The sequence below is a fragment of the Pseudoalteromonas sp. QJM3NY_22 genome, assembly GCF_056173065.1.
On the sequence record NZ_CM149655.1, the window covers coordinates 2,100,066 to 2,120,183 of the forward strand.

Below are 20,118 nucleotides of genomic sequence, written 5' to 3' on the forward strand. Positions count from 1 at the left end.
ATTGATTCTTTGCCGCTTATATTGAAGTCGGTAAAGGGCGTTAGTAATCCGCAGACATCTTACTTATTCTTAATGTAAGTTAGTAAGGTAACGCAGGGGCAGCTAGCTAGCCCAAAGGTTATAAACCATGCGCCGCGATATAGGCCCTTGACGGAACAAATTTCAATCTTGAATGATAAACAGGGCGTAATGCTAAAAAACTATACGTAAATAGTTACCCGTTACTAATAAAATAATTGCACGGTAAATACATAAATGGATTTACGATGCCATCTCAGATTATCAATCTTTAAGGTAACTATTCAGCCACATTTTCAATAAATATATCAGGTAACTGATTTTTGAAGAGTAATTCAAGGGCTAGGCTTGCTGATACATGCTGTTTTCTGCAAGTCGAGAGGTAGCTTCTGATTAAACAAAACATCTCTGCACCTTGCATGCTTCTGAAGCACCCAGATATCTTTTGATGAACCTTGGTCATCCTAATATCATTCTCACCTTGGTTGTTGCTAAAAGGCACCGCTGTTTCCGTCATGAACCGTAAGACATCATCTTGATAATCTCTTAACCGCTCTAACAACGCTCTAGACTTTGTTCGTTTCAATCTGCCTCGCTGGCCTTTTACTCGGCTGTTTCTATCCGGTGGAGGGCATTTAATGTCACCTTGAGCCAATATTTGTTGATATTTCTCTATATAGTGAGCTTTTGTGTCTGCATCTAGCTCGGGGTTATCTATTTGATGTTTATTGATTTCAGTCAGTAGGGTTTGCAAATCCTTTGCCCATTGCATACCGTCTTGCTCCCATGCCCTTTCTAACTCTCGGATATGATGTGCATTACACAAGGCATGTTGGCACTGTGTATATTGATAATACGGTTTCCAGTGGTCGTGGCATAGTACCCCAGTAAAGTGAGGTAAAATATCGGCGTCATCCATCGCTATTTTCCCTCTTTTCTCATGCGGGTAAAAATACGTCCACCACGTCGTTGATGCACCATGAAGCCATCGTCGTTTACCACCTATATTAATCCCCGTTTCATCAACGTGTAAGGCTTGATAAGTCGTTTTCAGGGCTTTCTTGAGCGCGGCTTCTGCGCCGGAGGACTTTACCAAGGCCGCTGCTTGTTCATTAAAGTTAAATAAACTACCCGCACTGATTGGAATACCGAGTTGATCACAAAAATATTCTTCAATGCGGTTGTAAGGGAGTAATTGATATTGGGATAGGTAAACTGCATGGGCTTTTACACCAACCCCATATTGAATAGGACTGTTAACGTCTTCTGGAAATTCACCAATAAAACGCTTACCTTGCTCATTTTCCAGAATTTGTGCTTGGTATTCAGTGACCACTTTCCTGATATCTATATCGACAACCTGTCGTTTTTGAAAGCCAATTTCACGGTAGTGACCTTTCGGTAAAAAATCACGTTCAACTAGGATGATTTTGATCTCATCAGGCGTCTGTGTTTGGGTTAGTGTTTTACCTGCACGGCCTTTTTGACCACCCGCTGACTTGGCTGATTTCTCTTTGTTTTGTTTTTTTCGGTTGATGTCTTTTGATGGCGGGATACTGCTATTGTTACTGTTAAGTCCTAATTTACTTGCTAACATAACAACGACAACCAGAATGAGTTCAATAGACATCTTCAGCGCAGGCGTGAGAGTTTTACCTTCTTGTAATTGAGCTTTGGTTTTCTCAACGATTTCGTCGATGTTGATGCTGTTTAAATTCATTGAAGCTAGGGCTATTAGGTCATAGCCCTAGCTTGGCATACTGGCGGGATCGGTCAATAGTTAAAAAAGATCCTTTGAAAATAATTTACCATGGTGAATAGTTACTCTTTAAGTAACTAAAAGCTAAATATTGAAAATTACCCCTTATAGGCCTGTAAGGAGCTATAGTCGTTTCTGGTGTATGAGAAAAAGTCATTGCGATGTAATCTGTTAATTGATCTTGACCAGATCAACAATTAACCAGAGAGACATCGCAATGACTGAAAATGATAATGTTATTTCCATTGAAAAACCAGACAATCCGTTAGAGCAGTTGCTTAAAAGCGGGGCGCAGCAGTTGTTAGCTCAAGCGATTGAGGCTGAGTTGGCTGTTTTATTGGCTCAATACCAGCATGAGACCGTCGAGGGACTTCAGCGGATCGTCAAAAATGGTCACCAGCCTGAGCGTACGATCCAAACAGGCCTTGGTGATATTGAGGTCAAAATACCTAAAGTCAGGGATCGAAAAAAGGAAGGCATTAAATTCAATAGTGCCTTGATCCCGCCTTATCTGAAACGGACAAAAAATATCGAAGAGCTGATCCCATGGCTCTATTTACGAGGAATTTCGACGGGTGATATGCAGCCCGCTTTAGTGTCTCTTTTAGGCGAGCAAGCCAAAGGTTTGTCGGCCAATAGTGTCTCTCGGTTGAAATCCACCTGGGAAACGGAGTATCAGCAGTGGTCTAAACGTTCCTTGGCTAAACGTCGATATGTGTATATCTGGGCCGATGGGATTTACAGTAAAATTCGAATGGATGATAAGCTGTGCTTACTGGTAATTATGGGGGTAGATGAAACGGGCAGAAAGGAGCTATTGGCGGTGGTTGACGGGGTTCGTGAGTCTGAGCAGAGCTGGACTGAAGTGTTAAATCAACTGCGCTCACAGGGTCTAACAATACCACCAAAATTGGCCATAGGGGATGGTGCGCTGGGGTTTTGGAATGCCCTCACCAAAGTATGGCCAACAACCCAACATCAACGTTGCTGGGTGCATAAAATCGCGAATGTGCTAAACAAAGTGCCGAAATCAATGCAACCTAAAATCAAAGCGAATTTACAAGATATCTGGATGGCAGAGAGTCGAGCTTCTGCTTATAAAGCGTATGATTTATTTGTTAAAAATTACTCAGTCAAATACCCAAAAGCGACGGATTGCTTGATGAAGGATAAAGATGAAATGCTGGCATTTTATGATTATCCTGCTGAGCATTGGATGCACATAAGAACGAGTAATCCGATAGAGTCAACGTTTGCGACGGTAAGGCTGAGAACGCATAAAGTGAAGAGTTGTGGCAGCCGGACAACCACCTTAATGATGGTTTTTAAACTCGCGCAGTCGGCAGAGAAAAAATGGTACCGCTTGCGAGGGTTTAAGTTACTGGCTGAAGTAATTACAGGGGTAAAATTTAAAGACGGCGAAAGAATAACTCAAGATCAAACAGAGCATCAAGATGAGCTCATACACCAGATTTGACAATAACTCGCCTGTAAGTTCTGGTTGCTAGGATATTTAATTGTTTAATACTCTATACTGTTTAGTAGTTCAATTTAGTGGCGAAAGTAAATGTTAAAAAAGAATATTTTTTTTAGAAGCACAAAAAATAACAAGCTGATACTTTTGGTTGTAATAACATTTATAGTTATTTCATTACCCTCGCTTTATTTATTTGAGAAAAAAGTAAGAAGTGACGTTTATAATACGGCTCAAATTGAATTAAAAAGAGAATTAGAAACAAAAACGCTGTCTTTAAAAAAGCACTTTAAAGACAGCGTTACTGCTATCCGATTTCTAGATGCTACACCACCAATCCAAGGTATTTCTCGCGCCTCAGAACATAAATTGATAGATCCACTATTGGGTACGCCAATTGCGATCTGGCAAGAGCGCTTAGCAAGTATATTTTCGGGTTTTATGCGCACAGACGAAAGCATATTACAGGCACGTTATATTACACTAGCAGACGGTGGCCAAGAAGTTGTTAGGGTCGATCGCACTGAGCTCGGCAGCCTAGTTAGGCTCGATGGAGAACAATTACAACAAAAAGGACAACGTGACTACGTAATTAAAGCCAGTATATTAGATGCAAATTCAGTTTACATTTCCCCTATAAATTACAATCGAGAAAATGGCGAAATACAGCAGCCTTACATTAGTACTTTTCGAGTTGCTAAACCTGTTTTCGACGAACATAAGCAAGTGTTTGCAGTACTAGTCACTAATTATTTTGCAGACGAATTATTTAAAAGCTTAATTGTAGAGTCTCCAAGGGGCATTGCTATTTACTTAATGAATAATGAAGGTGAATTTTTATACCATCCAGATACTGACTTACGATTTGGCTTTGAGTTTAACCAAAGTAGGACTTGGGATGATGAATTTAATGAAGCCGAAGAAATGTCTGTTGGCAATACACTGCCAATAAATAGTTACCCTCAACAATACTACTTAAAAAAACGGATTTATTTTGAAGGAGATATCGCGATGCTCCCTCTTGAATTAGCTGTTAGCTTAAATACTCATCATTTATTATTGAAAGTGAGTGAAAGGCGACAAAATTTCATTATTTTACTCGTAGTGTTTTTTCATAGGTTGGATCTTAAGAAAGCTTGAAGTTGAACTCTGTTAATGATCAAATAGTTACGCCAATAAAAACATGACTAAAAACAGAGTTCACATGCAGATTAACCAAGTTTCAAACCAATTAAAAGCCCTTATCTCAGAAAAACACCTCATTGAGCTTGCAAAAACCTCTGGATTTCAAGTTCGACACCGTTGCCTGTCGATCGTTTCTCTGCTCAAAGCCGTATTTAAAAGCTTATCTTGCCTGCAAGACGCTAACTTGTCAGATATCCATCAAAACTTGCGAACGCAGGCTGATTGCACGATAAGTTATAAACCCTTTCATAATCAAATTCGAAAACCAGCCTTGACTGAGCTTGTCCGTGAGCTCGTTATTCAAGCGATGTCTAAATTGACTGTAAACACGCTGGATAAAACCTTTTTTACCCAGCGAGGAATACAGCGAGTGTTATTGCAAGATGGTTCTTCATTTGCTCTACATGATGAATTAGCGCAGGTTTTTGCTGGTCGTTTTACTGCTGTAAGTCCTGCCGCAATTGAGTTGCACGTTACCTATGACCTATTTAATGAACAACCCTGCGAAATAGATATTCGTCCTGATGTTGAAACTGAGCGCGCCTTTTTACCAGGTAGCCACACACTTGAAGATACGTTATTACTTGCTGATGCTGGGTATTTTGACTTAGATTACTTTGAGCAAGTAGCTCAAGATGGCGGATATTTTTTGATCAGAGCAAATAAAAACATTAACCCAATCGTTACATCAGCCTATTGCGCGGGTATAGAACTTAAAGAAAAGAACATTAAACTCAAAACGTTACTCGATAAATTCGCAAGCCAACCACTTGAATTAACAGTACGTTGGAAGAAAAATGGGCCCGAGTACAGGCTTATCTATTTACCGAATGAAAAGCGCCCCGTTTTCCTTGTTACTAATTTAAAAGAGGCACAGTTTAGCTTTGACGAGCTACTCGATATATATGCAACTCGTTGGCAAATTGAGTTGTTTTTCAAAGAACTAAAGTCATGGAATAACCTTAAAGGGTTCATCACACGAGATCCTCATATTGCCGAATCATTGGTTTGGCTGAGCATACTGCAAACACTTATCAAGCGTTTTATCTGCCATAGTGCAGCGGGTATGTTTAAGTGTGCGATCTCGACATTTAGAGCGAGTAAGTGCAGTTATCTTTGGTTGGATGATATTCTGGATTGCATAGAACAAACACGGTGCAGCCATAAGATACATCGTGTATTTGAGCTACTAGCGGTAAATTGTAAGCGGCAAAGCATTGAGAAAAACAATGATATTTGCCGTTTTAAGATAGGAAGTCACACGGTCTGTGTTCCTTAAGAACTAAGCTATGAGTCTTTCTTAAGCTTTCGGGTAAATCCAAAGTTGATGCGCGAAGTACCGTTAACAACTTCGGTTTCGTTTTGTGTATTAATTACACGTACATCAAGATATCCACCTACTTCAACAGTGTTTTTATCATCTTTGTATAACTCTACTGCCGAAACAGCGGGTGCGATTACAATACTTGCGCTAATAAGTGTTGCTAATTTTTTGCTCATCTTGTGTGTTGCCCTGTGTAAATTGGTCAGTTTTTTACGTAGGTAAAAATTCAGATTCAAAGGTTAACAAAGCAATAAACAGCTCAAAAGTGAAAAATACTCACTAAAATTAAGCGTTAAACTTAATATATATTCACTAAAGGTTAATTTTGTTTTTCAAGTGTTGCTGAGGTTTGTTTTTTTAGTTGTTTTGTAGGGAAAAAGGATTGGTAATAAGTGGTGTGTTAAAATTATAATTTGAATTAATTTCATCTTGGTTAAAAAATAGTAACTAGTGCAAAAGCTCTAAAATCGCTTTATTTTCATAAATATAACTTTTTATTTTTATAGCAGGCATTGATCAGACCCCTAGGCAACTTTTTGGATTTTATATAAATGCAACGCATGTCCACCAATGAGCCTTATTATCTTTTCCCTGAACTCATCAAAACCATCCAAGCTGATTTTGTCGCCTTGCTGGAGTAGATTAATTCCCTCAAAACACTGAAAGACCCAACGTAATGTTGGGTTAGATATTTCTTTATTGATTTGATTCGCTATCGTGGCTTTTTCTTTTTTCATATTCGCTCTCATTCGTCTTTGCGCGATTGAATAAACTAACAATGAAAGTGTCATCACCATCAACAGAGCATCTATTCTACTTGGCTTTTTGATAAATAATGATGAAACAAAAAACAAGGGGTCTTTTAAAAACCTAAACCCTTTTTCTACTTCAGATTGTGCTTTGTAATGCTTAAGTAAACCTACTGGTGAAAGGGCTTCTTTATCAATATTCGTTGCTAATACGAAGCATGACTTTTGTTCTACAATCTGTTTTATTGCGCTTTCGTTTTCTTCAATTTCTGCCGTGATTTGCCATTCAATATTTTTTACTGGCGCATCTTTTTTAGGTCGCCCTTTACCTTCATAGACTTTATGCTTAATAAATTGCTGAGTCGCTATTTGATGATGCTTCATCTTTTTCGCTAATTTATCTAATGCGCGTTGTGCGTCAGTTTGACAAGCGAAACGTTGAGCTTGTAAATGGAAGAGGTCTTTTTTGATGCCTGTGTGTGCTCGCTCAACTTGTCGAACAATGCTTTTTTGTGCTCGGCTATTAGCTGCTTTTGAATAAATAATCATCCATCTTTGCTTTATCCCCATATGCTCAATCTCTTCAACAACATATTGATAGTTATCATCAATATTAACCCATTGGTTGGCTGCTATGGCTGTACTTATAGAGGATTTTTCAAGAGAAATTGTTGAAGGTACTAGCGTGAGAAATTGAATTTTGGTTAAAAACTCAGCATTACTTTTATGATAAAGTTTACAGTCTGCCACAAGGTATTTAGGAGCTTGGCTTTTTTTGAACTCGTCAACAAGCGCCTTACTTCGCGCTTTAAAAATAGCGGTGTCTGCGCTGTTACCATCCCAGTTTTTACATGCAAGCGGGATCCCACCATCTTGGCTAACAATGATTTCTTGTACGACTTGTTTTAAATCAGGACGGTGAGCCTTGCTATAGCCATGAGTAATTTTAATGACGTTTTCATCACTATCTCCATCATCAAAAGCATATTCACCTGTCAGTGAGTGACTCGTTGTATCAAGTGATTCAAAGGTTTTATCAACTTGTTCTATTTCACATGCTTGTCCGGAGACTAATGAAAATAAGCTTTCACAGCCAAACTCGAAGCATTGATCGAGAGTTCTACCAAGTTTGTGACGATTAAAATGTGATGCTTGAACCCCTTCACGAAATAAATGTTCAAGAGGCAAGTTAGTAAAAAATTGAGGGCTGAGTGATAAAGGTCGATTGGCAAAACCGAGTCCATTCATGATCATGCCTTTTACAGCTTCACCGGGGGTGATTTCTTGTTTATCGTCTTGAGGTAAGTATTGATCTAAAAGGCTGACAATTTTTAAGTCTTCTATAACACCTGAAACAATACCGTGATGGTCTAACCGTTTGATTTTTAGATTCATATACACCTCAAAGTTGAGATGTTATTTTATCAAATTAAAGAGAATTAAGCGTTTAAATTAAATCGAAATTTTTGAAATTGGTCTGATCAATGTCTGTTATAGGTTGTAGTTAAATGAGTTAAGTAAACACACAAACACGTTAATCTAATCTGTATCCCTATTTCTAACCCCTCATGCCTGTTTATAAAAAATAATTTTTGGATTTTAATTTGCATAAAAATTAACGAAACCATTAAATCTAATCCGTTATTTTAGCTACCAACTAGATAGTCATAATAAATGGCTAAAACGTAGTGGTCTGCCTTTAAACTTTCATAGAAAAACAGGCCATTTTGGTTTAAACTGCGCGCAATTTAAATACATCATTACTCCTTTGGAGGGTAGCGCTATTATTAGTACAGCTAATGTCACCATGCAATTTGGTGCTAAACCATTATTTGAAAATATCTCAGCAAAATTTGGCGATGGTAACCGTTACGGTTTAATCGGTGCAAATGGTTGTGGTAAATCAACATTTATGAAGATTCTAAGTGGTGAGCTCGAAGCGTCTTCAGGTAATGTAAGTACTGATCCAAATGAACGTGTTGCTAAACTAAACCAAGACCAGTTTGCCTACGAAGAATACTCAGTAATTGATACTGTGATCATGGGTCACAAAGAGCTGTGGAAAATAAAACAAGAACGTGACCGTATTTACTCTTTACCAGAAATGAGTGAAGAAGACGGTATGAAAGTAGCCGATCTTGAAACTGAGTTTGCTGAAATGGATGGTTACTCTGCTGAATCTAAAGCAGGCGAGCTTCTGTTAGGCGTAGGTATTGGCACTGACCAACATTTTGGCCCAATGTCAGAAATTGCACCTGGTTTTAAACTTCGCGTGCTACTGGCACAAGTGTTGTTTTCAGACCCAGATATAATGCTACTTGATGAGCCTACCAATAACTTGGATATTTACACCATCAAGTGGTTAGAAGACGTGTTAAACCAACGCGACTGTACCATGATAATCATCTCGCATGACCGTCACTTTTTAAACTCTGTGTGTACTCACATGGCCGATATTGACTACGGTGAGCTACGTATTTACTCAGGTAACTACGACGAATACATGTTTGCAGCAACGCAAGCACGTGAGCAGCTACTTAGCGAAAACGCGAAGAAGAAAAACCAAATTGCTGAACTTCAACAGTTTGTTTCTCGCTTCTCTGCTAACGCATCTAAAGCTAAGCAAGCAACATCGCGCGCTAAACGTATCGACAAAATTCAGTTAGACGAAGTTAAAGCATCTTCACGTCAAACGCCATTTATTCGTTTCGACCAAGAAAAGCAGTTATTCAGAAACGCGCTTGAAATGACAAACCTAACACAAGGTTTTGACTACAATACGTTGTTTTCTGGACTTGAAGGTTTAGTAGAAGTTGGCGAACGCATTGCTATTATTGGTGAAAATGGTGTTGGTAAAACAACATTACTTAATACATTAGCAGGGCGCTTAGCGCCAAAAGCTGGTGAGTTTAAGTTTTCTGAAAACGCGAACATTGGTTACTACGCACAAGATCACGCTGATGAGTTTGCAACCGACATGAACTTGTTTCAGTGGATGGAACAATGGCAACAAGAAGGCGACGACGAGCAAGTGGTTCGTAGCTTTTTAGGCCGTATGTTATTCTCTCAAAACGATATTAAAAAATCAGTTAAAGTAATTTCAGGTGGTGAGCAAGGCCGCATGCTGTTTGGTAAAATTATGATGCATAAACCAAACATATTGCTAATGGATGAGCCAACCAACCACATGGATATGGAATCTATTGAAGCGCTTAACTTAGCCCTTGAAGCTTATGAAGGTACATTGATGTTTGTCTCGCACGACCGTCAGTTTGTATCATCGGTTGCGACCCGAATTTGGGAAGTTAAAGACGGTAAAGTTATCGACTTTAGAGGCAACTACGCAGAATACCTAGCGAGTAAAGAAGCTTAATTAGCTATTTACCCGTTAACTCTAAAAAGCCATGTTTAAACATGGCTTTTTTTGTTTTTGTGAGTCGCAATTAAACTTGGTTTGGGTATAATACCCGCCTAAAACCGGATATAAGTCCGCTATTTTTAAAATACATTACTGAGGAGTATTTATGACTGTTGGCATTATTATGGGTTCTAAATCAGATTGGCCAACCATGGAACATGCCGCACTTATGCTAGAGCATTTTGGCATTAAGTACGAAACCAAAGTCGTGTCTGCACACCGCACTCCTCAATTACTTGCTGATTACGCAAGTTCAGCCGCAGAACGTGGTATTAAAGTTATTATTGCTGGTGCTGGCGGCGCAGCACATTTACCAGGTATGGCAGCTGCTTTTACGTCGCTTCCTGTACTTGGCGTGCCTGTAAAATCAAAAGCATTAAATGGTGTTGATTCACTTTTATCTATTTGCCAAATGCCTAAAGGCGTTGCAGTAGGTACGCTAGCAATTGGTGAGCCGGGCGCAGCAAACGCGGGGTTATTAGCTGCACAAATTTTAGGGTGTCAAAATCCAGAAATTTTTGCAAAAATTGAAGCGTTTCGTAAAGCGCAAACCGACACTATATTAGCTAATCCAAACCCTGCAGAGTAATAATGAATATTTTAATATTAGGTGCAGGGCAACTTGCACGTATGATGAGCCTTGCCGGCGCGCCGCTTAATTTAAACGTTGTGGCGTACGATGTAGGCAGCAAGCAAATTAAGCACCCACTAACAGGCGATGTGTATAGCACGTCGCTTGAGCAAGCTATATCAAACGCTGATGCCATTACTGCCGAGTTTGAGCATATTCCTGATGACGTACTAACACTTTGCTGTAACAGCAATAAGTTTTACCCAGGTAAAGCCGCTATTAAAACCGGTGGCGATCGCTCGCTTGAAAAAGCATTGCTTGATAAAACAAACGTAACTTGTGCGCCGTATCAACTAATTACTGAAAAAGCGCATTTAGAACTTGCCGTTAAAACTCTAGGTAAACCACTTGTAATTAAAACATGCCAAGCGGGTTACGATGGAAAAGGCCAATGGCGTTTAAAATCGGATGATCAAATAGACGAAATTTGGTCACAAATGGCTGATTTTATTGCATCAGGCACGCAGCTTGCGCCTCATTCGATTATTGCTGAAAAAATGATCCCGTTTGATCGTGAAGTATCTATTATTGGTGCGCGCGACAAACACGGTAATGTTGCTATTTATCCGCTAACAGAAAACGAGCACACCAATGGTGTATTGACGCTCTCTATTGCCGGTAAAAATAATCAAAATGTTGAAGCTCAAGCAAACAATGCATTTACAAAAATAGCAAACGAGCTTAACTACGTTGGCGTATTGGCTATAGAGTTTTTTGATGTTCAAGGCACATTACTCGTTAACGAAATTGCACCGCGCGTACATAACTCTGGCCACTGGACGCAACAAGGTTGCCATTGCTCCCAGTTTGAAAACCACATGCGTGCTGTTGCAGGTTTACCGCTTGGTAATACAGAACTTAAATACGTTACAGCAATGATTAATGTATTAGGACAATCAAGTATACCGAGTGAAATTTTACATATAGCGAATGTTACAAGTCATTGGTACGGAAAAACAGCAAAGCCAGGGCGTAAAATGGGCCATATAAATGTATCGGCTACAAATATAAATGAACTCGCCGATAAGCTTGGCGAACTTTCAGAATACCTACCTGAACAAGAGTACCCTGGTATTTTAAAAGCAGCTGCCAATTTACTACTCAGTGAATAGTTATCATACCTTTATATAAATACCGGCTTAAGCCGGTATTTTTTTGTCATAAAAATGGGCTTTGAATATGTAATACTGTTAAAGTCTAATTTTAAATTTGTGAAGTAAAACAATGAAACTAAAAACAATATCTGGCGTGCTAGCCATTACTGCATTATTTAGCTTAAATACATTTGCATCAGACTCTCTTCGTGTTGCTACTTTTAATGTAAGTATGGATGCAACTAATCACACACCTAAAGGCGAGCAAGTTAAAAGTGATGCCTTAGTTAACTCACTTAAAGCAAACCACCAGCAAATTAAGAACATAGCGGAAATTATTCAGCGTGTTCGCCCTGATATTATTTTACTTAACGAATTTGATTACATCCCAAAAGAGCAGGGCATTGAATACTTTAATAAACATTATTTAAATGTAGGTCAGCAAGAACAAGCCGCTATTAACTATCCTTACTCTTATATAGCCCCAGTAAATACAGGCCTAGCCACCGAGTTTGATTTAGATAATGATGGCAAAAAAAATGGCGTGATGGGCGATGCACAAGGCTTTGGCTTTTTTGAAGGGCATTATGGTATGGCTATTTTGTCAAAATACCCAATCGATTTTGATAAAGTAAGAACCCTTCAAACTTTTAAATATAAAGACATGCCAAATGCTCAAATGCCTGTAATGCCTAAAACAGGCGAAAACTGGTATAACGCACAAGAATGGCAAGCACTTAGACTAAGCTCTAAATCGTTTTGGGATTTACCTATTAGCGTAAACGATAAAACCATTCATGTTATTGCATCTCACCCAACACCGCCTGTATTTGACGGTGAAGAGGACAGAAACGGCAAGCGTAACCACGATGAAGTAAGGTTAATAGCCGATTACGTTTCAAATGCTAAGTATATTTACGACGATAAAGGCGAAAAAGGCGGTTTAAAAGCTCGCTCTCGTTTTGTTATTTTAGGCGATTTAAACGCAGCCCCTGAAGGCGATAAAGCCCGTACAAATACCACCGACCAATTACTTAAAAACCCATTAATAAATGCTCACTTTGTTCCAAAAAGTGAAGGTGCTAAAGAGCAGTATGATGTGCCTTATGCACAAAATTACAGTGCTAATTGGCAAGCCCGTGTTGATTACGTTTTACCGTCAAACTATGGCTTAAAAATTAAGGACGGTGGGGTGTTTTGGCCAACTAAAACCAGTAATGAATACCGTTTAATTAAAGACAGAAACGCATCAAGCGATCATCGACTGGTGTGGCTTGATTTAGTAATTGAATAACGTCTATTACAATTAGTAAACTGAGCTTTACCCTGTTTAATGGCTATTTATCTTAAATAATTGCAATAACTTGAGTGCTTCTGCTTAAATACGGCCTAATTATAATAACCGTATAGAAGCACTATGATTTTTAATTTTTCTTCATCTAAAACATTAGTGGCCTTAGCCGTTGCCTCAAGTATCATGCTTGCAGGTTGTAGCGCTACCGCTAACACTAACACCTCTTCAACACAGCAAAGTGCTTTACCAGCAACCAAGGTTGCTGCGGTTGTAAACACACCAGCAGATATCGGCTCACAAAAAATAACGCTAGAACAAGCAATGGCCGATCCCGATTGGATGGGTAATCAGCCAGAGAGCGCTTATTGGGCAAGCGATTCAGCTACTATTATTTATGCTCAAAAAGAGCAAGGTAATACATTACGCAATTTATTTAGCCAATCTGTTAACAGCCAAACAGCAGAGCAGGTAGCACTTAATAAACTTCATACTGTGGGTTCAAATAAAGCTGTTTATTCTAAAAATAAAACAATGGCGGCTTACACATTTAAAGGCAATGTATTTGTTAAAAACCTAAAAACAGGTGAACTTAAACAAATTACAGCGACATCAACAAGTGAGTCTAAACCACAATTTTTAAACAATGGTGATTTAGTTTACCGCCAAGGTAATGTGTTTTTTAAAGTTGATTTAAAAACAGGATTAACCAATGAACTTGCTAACTTAAAACTTGCTGATAAGCCTAAAGGGATTGAAGAGCCAAGCACGTATATTGCTAAAGAGCAGCATAAACTGATTAAATTTGTGGCGCTTCAACAAAAAAATAAAAAAGATAAGCAAGCACGCAATGAGCAAATTAATGAACAAAATGATTCAATTGCTAACACGGCTTACTACTTAGGTAACGGTAATAAAGTTGCAGAGGCACAGCTTTCGCCAAATGGTGATGCGTTATTAGTCGTAGTTAAAGAAAAAACTGATTGGCGCGCAGATGGCGATATTATGCCAAATTACATCACTAATGATGCAACTATTGAGCCTAAAAAAGCACGCCGCCGTGTTGCAGATGCTAAAGAAGAAACCTCACAGCTTGTCTACATCAATTTAACTAACAAAGAGCAAACATCACTTAGCTTTAATACCTTACCGGGTTTTGATGAAGATGTTTTAGCCGCAGTTAAAAAAGAAAATTATGCACGTGATGGTAAAACATATAAGTCTAAAAAGGCGCCTCGTGGCATTAACCTTATTATGGACTGGGGTTTTGAGCAAAGCCCAATAGTATGGAACGACGACGGCTCACAAGTGGCTGTCATGCTTGAAGCGTGGGACAACAAAGATCGCTGGCTTGCGAACGTTGATTTTAAAAACAACAAACTTGTGTCGCAACACCGCCTACATGACGATGCATGGATTGCTTACGCATTTAACGACTTTGGTTGGTTACATAACTCAAACACGCTTTATTACCTATCGGAAGAATCTGGTTACAGCCAACTTTATAAAAAGCCAGTCAATGGTAGTGCAACTGCGCTTACACAAGGCCAATTTGAGGTTTCTAACTTAACGCTTACCAGCGACGACAGCGCAATTTATTACAAAGCGAATGTGGAGCACCCAGGCCTGTACGAAATTTACCGTGTTAACCCACAAACAGGTAAGAGTGAGCAAGTTACTGATTTAAATGGCATGACTGACTACACGTTAAGCCCTGATGAAACCAAGTTACTCCTTAAGCACTCTACAATTACGATGCCTAATGAGCTTTATGTAGCAGACGCACAAGCCAACGCAAAAGCAACGCGCTTAACGCACACAGTGTCGGATGAGTTTTTAGCTAAAAAACTAACTGCACCTAAAATTGTTGCCGTGCCATCGAGCCATACTGAACAACCTATATACGCAAAAGTATACTATCCAGCTGATTACGTTGAAGGTGAAGTAGGTAAAAATCGCAAAGCGGTTATTTTTAACCACGGCGCGGGTTACTTGCAAAACTCACATATGGGGTTTTCGGTTTATTTTCGTGAATTTATGTTTCATTCATTGCTCGCTGATGAAGGTTATATAGTAATGGATATGGATTACCGCGCATCTAAAGGCTACGGGCGTGATTGGCGTACTGCGATTTATCGTCAAATGGGCACACCTGAAACACAAGATTTAGCCGATGGCGTTAAATGGATGGCGCAAAATGCCAACGTTGATACCAAAGCAGTCGGTACTTATGGTGGCTCTTATGGCGGCTTTATGACCTTTATGGCATTGTTTACTGCGCCTGAATTATTTCAATCAGGTGCGGCACTACGCCCTGTTACCGATTGGGCACATTACAACACAGGTTACACGGCTAATATATTAAACCATCCTGATGTTGACCCGATTGCGTATGAACGCAGCTCGCCAATTTATTACGCTGAGGGTTTAAACAAACGTTTACTCATTAATGCCCCCATGGTTGACGATAACGTGTTTTTTCAAGACTCAGTGCGTTTAGTACAGCGCTTAATAGAGCTTGAAAAACAAAACTTTGAAACAGCTATATTTCCTGTTGAACCACATGGTTTTGTACAGCCTTCAAGTTGGTTAGACGAATACCGCCGTATTCATAAGTTATTTAAAGAAACGCTTTAATCTTTAACTATTAAATTATAAAAACAAAAACGCCGCATTGGTTGACTAAACTAATGCGGCGTTTTTATTGGATTGAACAAAATCTAACTTTATTTTTTCTTTTTAAAATTCTTTTTAAAGAGTTCTATAATCAGTGGTATGGCAAGCAGAGTCCCGCCAATAACACCAATTAAATGTGCATCAATAGCTACAGTTGAGTTAATAAGCTTTCCTATATCAGCATTAGGGCCGCTAAATTGCTCAAACGCTATTTTAATCCATACGCCTATAAATAATAAATAACCCGACTTAAGCCCTACAGTTATATCTTTAACTGCCCCCCAAATAATTACGCCATGCAGCAGAGCACTTAATCCGGTATAAATATGTATGCTTGGGCAAAACCAATACACGCCAAGTCCACACCACAGTGCCAGCGCACTTATATTAACGGCGTAACGAGTAGGTGATGTGTATTCGCCATGCAGTAACCAAATTAATAAAACACCACTGGCATTTAATCCCAAATGAGCCCAATTAGCGTGTACAAACTGGCTAGAAAAAATTCGCCACAGTTCGCCTTGATTAATTAGCTCCCTGTTAAATTCTAGTAAATTATTTAAATCAAATGCAGCAAAAATGGTACTAAAAAGCATCAAAATTATAGGTGGCAACATATAACGAGGTTGAATAGGTAAATTAAGCATTTTATTGTAATTTTTTAGTATAAATTTTTGCATATTGTGCCCGTTTAACTTTAAGATGCCAATTACCTTATCGTTATTAAGTGTTTTTAGACTTTTTATGCATTTTAAACTTAACTCATTATTTGCTATTGGGCTGTGCGCAATAACATTACCTTCTTTTGCACAGCAACCGATAGAAACTCGCGAACCAGAAGCAGCAACGGGCCTTAGTCACAAGCAAGTTGTGGTAGGTGACAAGTATATGGTTGCAGCGGCAAATCCATATGCCTCAAGAGCCGGCCAACAAATTTTAGCCCAAGGCGGCAGTGCCGTTGACGCTGCAATTGCAACTCAACTTGTACTTACTTTAGTTGAACCGCAATCCTCTGGTATTGGCGGTGGTACATTTATGATGTATTACAACAAAGCTAACAATAAGCTGACAAGTTTTGATGGTCGCGAAACAGCACCTGCAAATGCAGACGAAACGCTGTTTTTAGATAAACACGGTAAAGCCGTTAAATGGATTGAAGCCGTAGTAGGCGGACGCTCTGTTGGTGTACCTGGAATTTTACATGCCTTTGCGAGCGCCCATAAACAATACGGTACGTTGCCATGGGAAGAACTTTTTAAACCCGCTATTGAACTTGCTGAGCAAGGCTTTGTAATTTCGCCGCGTTTACATGGCTTATTAGCACGCCAGTTAAACCCTGGCGTGTTGAGTATGCCAATTATTAACGAATACTTTTACCCAAATGGTAAACTGATTGAAGCGGGCACAATTAAAAAGAATCAACCGCTTGCTGATTTATACAAAGACATTGCAAAGCAAGGCATTGATGCATTTTACAAAGGCGACAATGCTAAACAAATGGTTAATGCTGTACAGCGCTCTAAAATTGCCCCAGGCAAATTAAGCGTACAAGACTTAGCCGATTACAAAAGCAAAGAACGCGATGCAGTATGTATACAATACCGTGCCTATAATGTGTGTTCAATGGCTCCACCAAGCAGTGGCGGTGTTGCGGTACTGCAAATGCTTGGCTTACTTGAACATAAAGATATGAGCGCACTTAAGCCAAACGGCGAAAAAGCGATTCATTACTTTAGCCAAGCTTCGCGTATTGCATTTGCCGATCGCGATATGTACATGGGCGATCCCGATTTCACCCAAGTACCTACAAAAGAGCTACTAAACAAAGATTACATTGCCTCACGCGCTAAGTTAATTACAGAAACCGACCAACCAGCTGTTGCGGGTAATCCTGTGGGTTATTTAAGTTACGCAATGGATGATTCATACGAGTTACCTTCTACCTCACACGTCTCTATTGTAGATAGTAAAGGGAATGCCGTTTCGATGACCAGCTCAATTGAAATGGCGTTTGGCTCTACGGTTATGGTGAATGGTTTTATTTTAAATAATCAACTAACCGACTTTTCGCTTTCTCCGCGTAAAAACGGCAAACTTGTAGCAAACCGCGTGGAGGCTGGTAAACGACCGCGTAGCTCTATGTCACCGGTAATGGTATTTAACAAAGATGGCAGCTTACGTTTAGTTGTGGGTTCTCCTGGTGGTAGTCGCATTATTGATTATGTTGCGCAAGTGGTTGTTGGCGTTATTGACTGGAACTTATCAGCGCAAGACGCTATAAACTTACCACGTACAACAAATCGTAACGATTACACCAGCCTTGAAAAAGGCACAACGCTTGAAGCTATTGCACCTATGCTTACTAAACGCGGACACAATGTACGTGTTCTCGATTTGAACTCAGGCTTACATGCCGTTGAAATTAAAAATAACAAATTGTATGGCGGCGCCGATCCGAGACGTGAAGGTGTTGCATTATCTGATTTAACTGATAATCACGTCACTATCAAATTTTAATTTATGTATAATACACTTGCAGGCAGTGAGGCTTGCAAGTGTTTTTCTCAATGGTCTGACCAACTGAATTGTCATTGCAATTAAACTTCTAACAATGATAATGACAGATCATAACTTAAGACTCCGTTAAAGCTTGGAAATATGACAACAAATACTGATCCTAACTACTTATATATTCATCATTCTGGCCCTGGCCTAATTGAAACGCCGCTATTAAACAAAGGCAGTGCTTTTAGTAAAAAAGAACGCGAAAATTTCAATCTTGCTGGTTTACTTCCTCCACGCTTTGAAACAATTGAAGAGCAAGTGGAGCGTTGTTATCAGCAGTATTCTAGCTTTACCGAAAATTTGAATAAGCACATTTACCTACGTGCAATCCAAGATAACAACGAAACACTGTACTACCGTTTAGTACGTGACCATCTTGAAGAGATGATGCCTATTATTTACACCCCAACAGTGGGTGATGCTTGTGAAAAGTTTTCAGACATTTATCGCAGTGCACGTGGCTTATTTATTTCGTACGAAGACCGTTTTCAAATTGATGACATTTTACGTAATGCTACAAAAGGTAAAGTGAAAGTTATTGTTGTTACCGATGGAGAACGTATTTTAGGCCTAGGCGATCAGGGTATTGGTGGTATGGGTATCCCAATTGGTAAATTGTCACTTTACACAGCGTGTGGTGGTATAAGCCCAGCATACACATTACCTGTAATGCTTGATGTAGGTACTAATAACGAAAAGCTTTTGAACGATCCTATGTATATGGGCGCACGCCATAAGCGTATTGCTCAAGACGAATACGATGAGTTTTTAGATTTATTCATTAAAGCGGTTAAACGTCGCTGGCCAAATGTATTGCTGCAGTTTGAGGATTTTGCACAGCCAAATGCAATGCCATTACTTAAGCGCTACCGCAATGAAATTTGTAGCTTTAATGATGATATTCAAGGTACGGCGGCTGTAACGGTTGGTTCTTTACTTGCTGCGTGTCGCGTTAAAAATTCAACACTGAGCCAGCAAAAAGTGGTATTTGTTGGTGCTGGTTCTGCTGGTTGTGGTATTGCTGAGCAAATTATTAGCCAAATGGTTTTTGAAGGCATTACAGAAGCACAAGCGCGTAGCCAAGTATTTATGGTTGACCGTTTTGGCTTGCTTAGTGAAGGTATGGAAGGCTTACGCGACTTCCAACAAGCACTTGCACAACCTAAAGGCTCGTTAAGTGATTGGACTTACAGCGGTGAATACGCATCACTTCTTGATGTGATGCACTGTGCAGAACCTGATATTTTAATTGGTGTTTCAGGCCAACCAGGTTTATTTACCGAGCAGGTAATTCGTGCAATGCACGCAGGTTGTGAGCAACCTATTATTTTCCCATTAAGTAACCCATCTAAGCAGGTAGAAGCATACCCAGAAGATGTAATTAAATGGACTGATGGTAAAGCGCTTGTTGCAACCGGTAGCCCATTTGCACCCGTTGAGTACAATGGCGAAACGTTCCCAATTCCACAATGTAACAACAGTTATATATTCCCAGGTATTGGCTTAGGGGTTATTGCCGCTAAAGCAACGCGTATTACGGATGCAATGTTAAGTGTGTCTAGTGAAATGCTTGCTGAGTCGTCGCCGCGTGCCAATACAGGTAAAGGTAGTTTGTTACCTGCGCTTACTGAAATTGAAACGCTAAGTAAACGTATTGCATTTGCTATTGCTAAAAAAGCGATTGAAGAAGGTGTTGCACTTGAGATCACTGATGATGCTTTATGGGCCGCAATAGACAAAAATTACTGGTTACCAAAATACCGTAACTATAAGCGTTGTAGTGTTTAATTAGGTTTATACATAATTAAAAATAAATAACGTTGTAGGCACAGTTACAATGCTTAACAAAAAACAGGCAAATGTCTGTTTTTTTGTGCTTGTTCATATTTAATTAACCGCGTACGGTGTTTACTGGGTTTAACAAAATTAAAGGA

General features: G+C 39.4%; 13 protein-coding genes and 1 pseudogene. 10 read left to right on the top strand and 4 right to left on the bottom strand.

What is annotated here, in order from left to right; translation table 11 throughout:
• Positions 1-298: 298 nt before the first annotated feature.
• Positions 299-1,738 carry an IS66 family transposase gene (tnpC, locus tag AC0VZ4_RS09365; RefSeq protein ID WP_475439674.1) on the bottom strand — a complete coding sequence of 480 codons (1,440 nt, stop codon included), beginning with the start codon at positions 1,736-1,738 and terminating at the stop codon, positions 299-301.
• 256 nt (positions 1,739-1,994) lie between these two features.
• Here tnpC and AC0VZ4_RS09370 point away from each other — a divergent pair, with 256 nt between their 5' ends.
• The 3 genes from AC0VZ4_RS09370 (at position 1,995) to AC0VZ4_RS09380 (ending at position 5,715) form a co-directional block, all read left to right on the top strand.
• Positions 1,995-3,254 (top strand): IS256 family transposase, encoded by a 1,260-nt coding sequence (locus AC0VZ4_RS09370; protein WP_475439694.1) that lies wholly within the window; start codon positions 1,995-1,997, stop codon positions 3,252-3,254.
• 90 nt (positions 3,255-3,344) lie between these two features.
• Complete coding sequence (locus tag AC0VZ4_RS09375) at positions 3,345-4,391, top strand: cache domain-containing protein (RefSeq protein ID WP_475441544.1); 1,047 nt, start codon at positions 3,345-3,347, stop codon at positions 4,389-4,391.
• A gap of 64 nt (positions 4,392-4,455) precedes the next feature.
• Positions 4,456-5,715 carry an IS4 family transposase gene (locus tag AC0VZ4_RS09380; RefSeq protein WP_475439645.1) on the top strand — a complete coding sequence of 420 codons (1,260 nt, stop codon included), beginning with the start codon at positions 4,456-4,458 and terminating at the stop codon, positions 5,713-5,715.
• 23 nt (positions 5,716-5,738) lie between these two features.
• Here AC0VZ4_RS09380 and AC0VZ4_RS09385 read toward each other — a convergent pair.
• Both AC0VZ4_RS09385 and AC0VZ4_RS09390 read right to left on the bottom strand, forming a co-directional pair.
• Positions 5,739-5,936 (bottom strand): annotated as a pseudogene (locus AC0VZ4_RS09385) (porin); the annotation flags it as partial.
• A 348-nt stretch (positions 5,937-6,284) separates the two neighbouring features.
• Positions 6,285-7,904, bottom strand: coding sequence for an IS1634 family transposase (locus AC0VZ4_RS09390; RefSeq protein WP_475439728.1), 1,620 nt, complete (start codon positions 7,902-7,904; stop codon positions 6,285-6,287).
• Between the two features lie 388 nt (positions 7,905-8,292).
• Here AC0VZ4_RS09390 and AC0VZ4_RS09395 point away from each other — a divergent pair, with 388 nt between their 5' ends.
• The 5 genes from AC0VZ4_RS09395 (at position 8,293) to AC0VZ4_RS09415 (ending at position 15,580) form a co-directional block, all read left to right on the top strand.
• The gene (locus tag AC0VZ4_RS09395) at positions 8,293-9,882 is read left to right on the top strand and encodes an ABC-F family ATPase (RefSeq protein WP_475441636.1); all 1,590 of its coding nucleotides are present in this window, start codon (positions 8,293-8,295) and stop codon (positions 9,880-9,882) included.
• Between the two features lie 151 nt (positions 9,883-10,033).
• Entirely contained in the window at positions 10,034-10,516 is a 483-nt protein-coding gene (gene purE, locus AC0VZ4_RS09400) for a 5-(carboxyamino)imidazole ribonucleotide mutase (RefSeq protein WP_002962540.1), read from the top strand.
• A 2-nt stretch (positions 10,517-10,518) separates the two neighbouring features.
• The gene (locus tag AC0VZ4_RS09405) at positions 10,519-11,670 is read left to right on the top strand and encodes a 5-(carboxyamino)imidazole ribonucleotide synthase (RefSeq protein ID WP_475441545.1); all 1,152 of its coding nucleotides are present in this window, start codon (positions 10,519-10,521) and stop codon (positions 11,668-11,670) included.
• Between the two features lie 112 nt (positions 11,671-11,782).
• The gene (locus AC0VZ4_RS09410) at positions 11,783-12,946 is read left to right on the top strand and encodes an endonuclease/exonuclease/phosphatase family protein (RefSeq protein WP_008135168.1); all 1,164 of its coding nucleotides are present in this window, start codon (positions 11,783-11,785) and stop codon (positions 12,944-12,946) included.
• Positions 12,947-13,069: 123 nt separating this feature from the next.
• Positions 13,070-15,580 carry a S9 family peptidase gene (locus AC0VZ4_RS09415; protein WP_475441546.1) on the top strand — a complete coding sequence of 837 codons (2,511 nt, stop codon included), beginning with the start codon at positions 13,070-13,072 and terminating at the stop codon, positions 15,578-15,580.
• A gap of 89 nt (positions 15,581-15,669) precedes the next feature.
• Here the strand turns inward: AC0VZ4_RS09415 and rrtA are convergent, their stop codons facing one another.
• Complete coding sequence (gene rrtA, locus AC0VZ4_RS09420; protein WP_475441637.1) at positions 15,670-16,266, bottom strand: rhombosortase; 597 nt, start codon at positions 16,264-16,266, stop codon at positions 15,670-15,672.
• Between the two features lie 97 nt (positions 16,267-16,363).
• Here rrtA and ggt point away from each other — a divergent pair, with 97 nt between their 5' ends.
• Both ggt and AC0VZ4_RS09430 read left to right on the top strand, forming a co-directional pair.
• Positions 16,364-18,136, top strand: a complete 1,773-nt coding sequence (gene ggt / locus AC0VZ4_RS09425; RefSeq protein ID WP_475441547.1) for a gamma-glutamyltransferase — start codon at positions 16,364-16,366, stop codon at positions 18,134-18,136.
• Between the two features lie 141 nt (positions 18,137-18,277).
• Entirely contained in the window at positions 18,278-19,972 is a 1,695-nt protein-coding gene (locus AC0VZ4_RS09430; RefSeq protein ID WP_007377162.1) for an NAD-dependent malic enzyme, read from the top strand.
• Positions 19,973-20,118 lie beyond the last annotated feature (146 nt).

Excerpts from the sequence above, each read along its gene's own strand:
- tnpC (WP_475439674.1), bottom strand. The coding sequence starts at position 1,738 with ATGAATTTAAACAGCATCAACATCGACGAAATCGTTGAGAAAACCAAA.
- AC0VZ4_RS09370 (WP_475439694.1), top strand. The coding sequence starts at position 1,995 with ATGACTGAAAATGATAATGTTATTTCCATTGAAAAACCAGACAATCCG.
- AC0VZ4_RS09375 (WP_475441544.1), top strand. The coding sequence starts at position 3,345 with ATGTTAAAAAAGAATATTTTTTTTAGAAGCACAAAAAATAACAAGCTG.
- AC0VZ4_RS09380 (WP_475439645.1), top strand. The coding sequence starts at position 4,456 with ATGCAGATTAACCAAGTTTCAAACCAATTAAAAGCCCTTATCTCAGAA.
- AC0VZ4_RS09390 (WP_475439728.1), bottom strand. The coding sequence starts at position 7,904 with ATGAATCTAAAAATCAAACGGTTAGACCATCACGGTATTGTTTCAGGT.
- purE (WP_002962540.1), top strand. The coding sequence starts at position 10,034 with ATGACTGTTGGCATTATTATGGGTTCTAAATCAGATTGGCCAACCATG.
- AC0VZ4_RS09405 (WP_475441545.1), top strand. The coding sequence starts at position 10,519 with ATGAATATTTTAATATTAGGTGCAGGGCAACTTGCACGTATGATGAGC.
- AC0VZ4_RS09410 (WP_008135168.1), top strand. The coding sequence starts at position 11,783 with ATGAAACTAAAAACAATATCTGGCGTGCTAGCCATTACTGCATTATTT.
- AC0VZ4_RS09415 (WP_475441546.1), top strand. The coding sequence starts at position 13,070 with ATGATTTTTAATTTTTCTTCATCTAAAACATTAGTGGCCTTAGCCGTT.
- rrtA (WP_475441637.1), bottom strand. The coding sequence starts at position 16,266 with ATGCTTAATTTACCTATTCAACCTCGTTATATGTTGCCACCTATAATT.
- ggt (WP_475441547.1), top strand. The coding sequence starts at position 16,364 with ATGCATTTTAAACTTAACTCATTATTTGCTATTGGGCTGTGCGCAATA.
- AC0VZ4_RS09430 (WP_007377162.1), top strand. The coding sequence starts at position 18,278 with ATGACAACAAATACTGATCCTAACTACTTATATATTCATCATTCTGGC.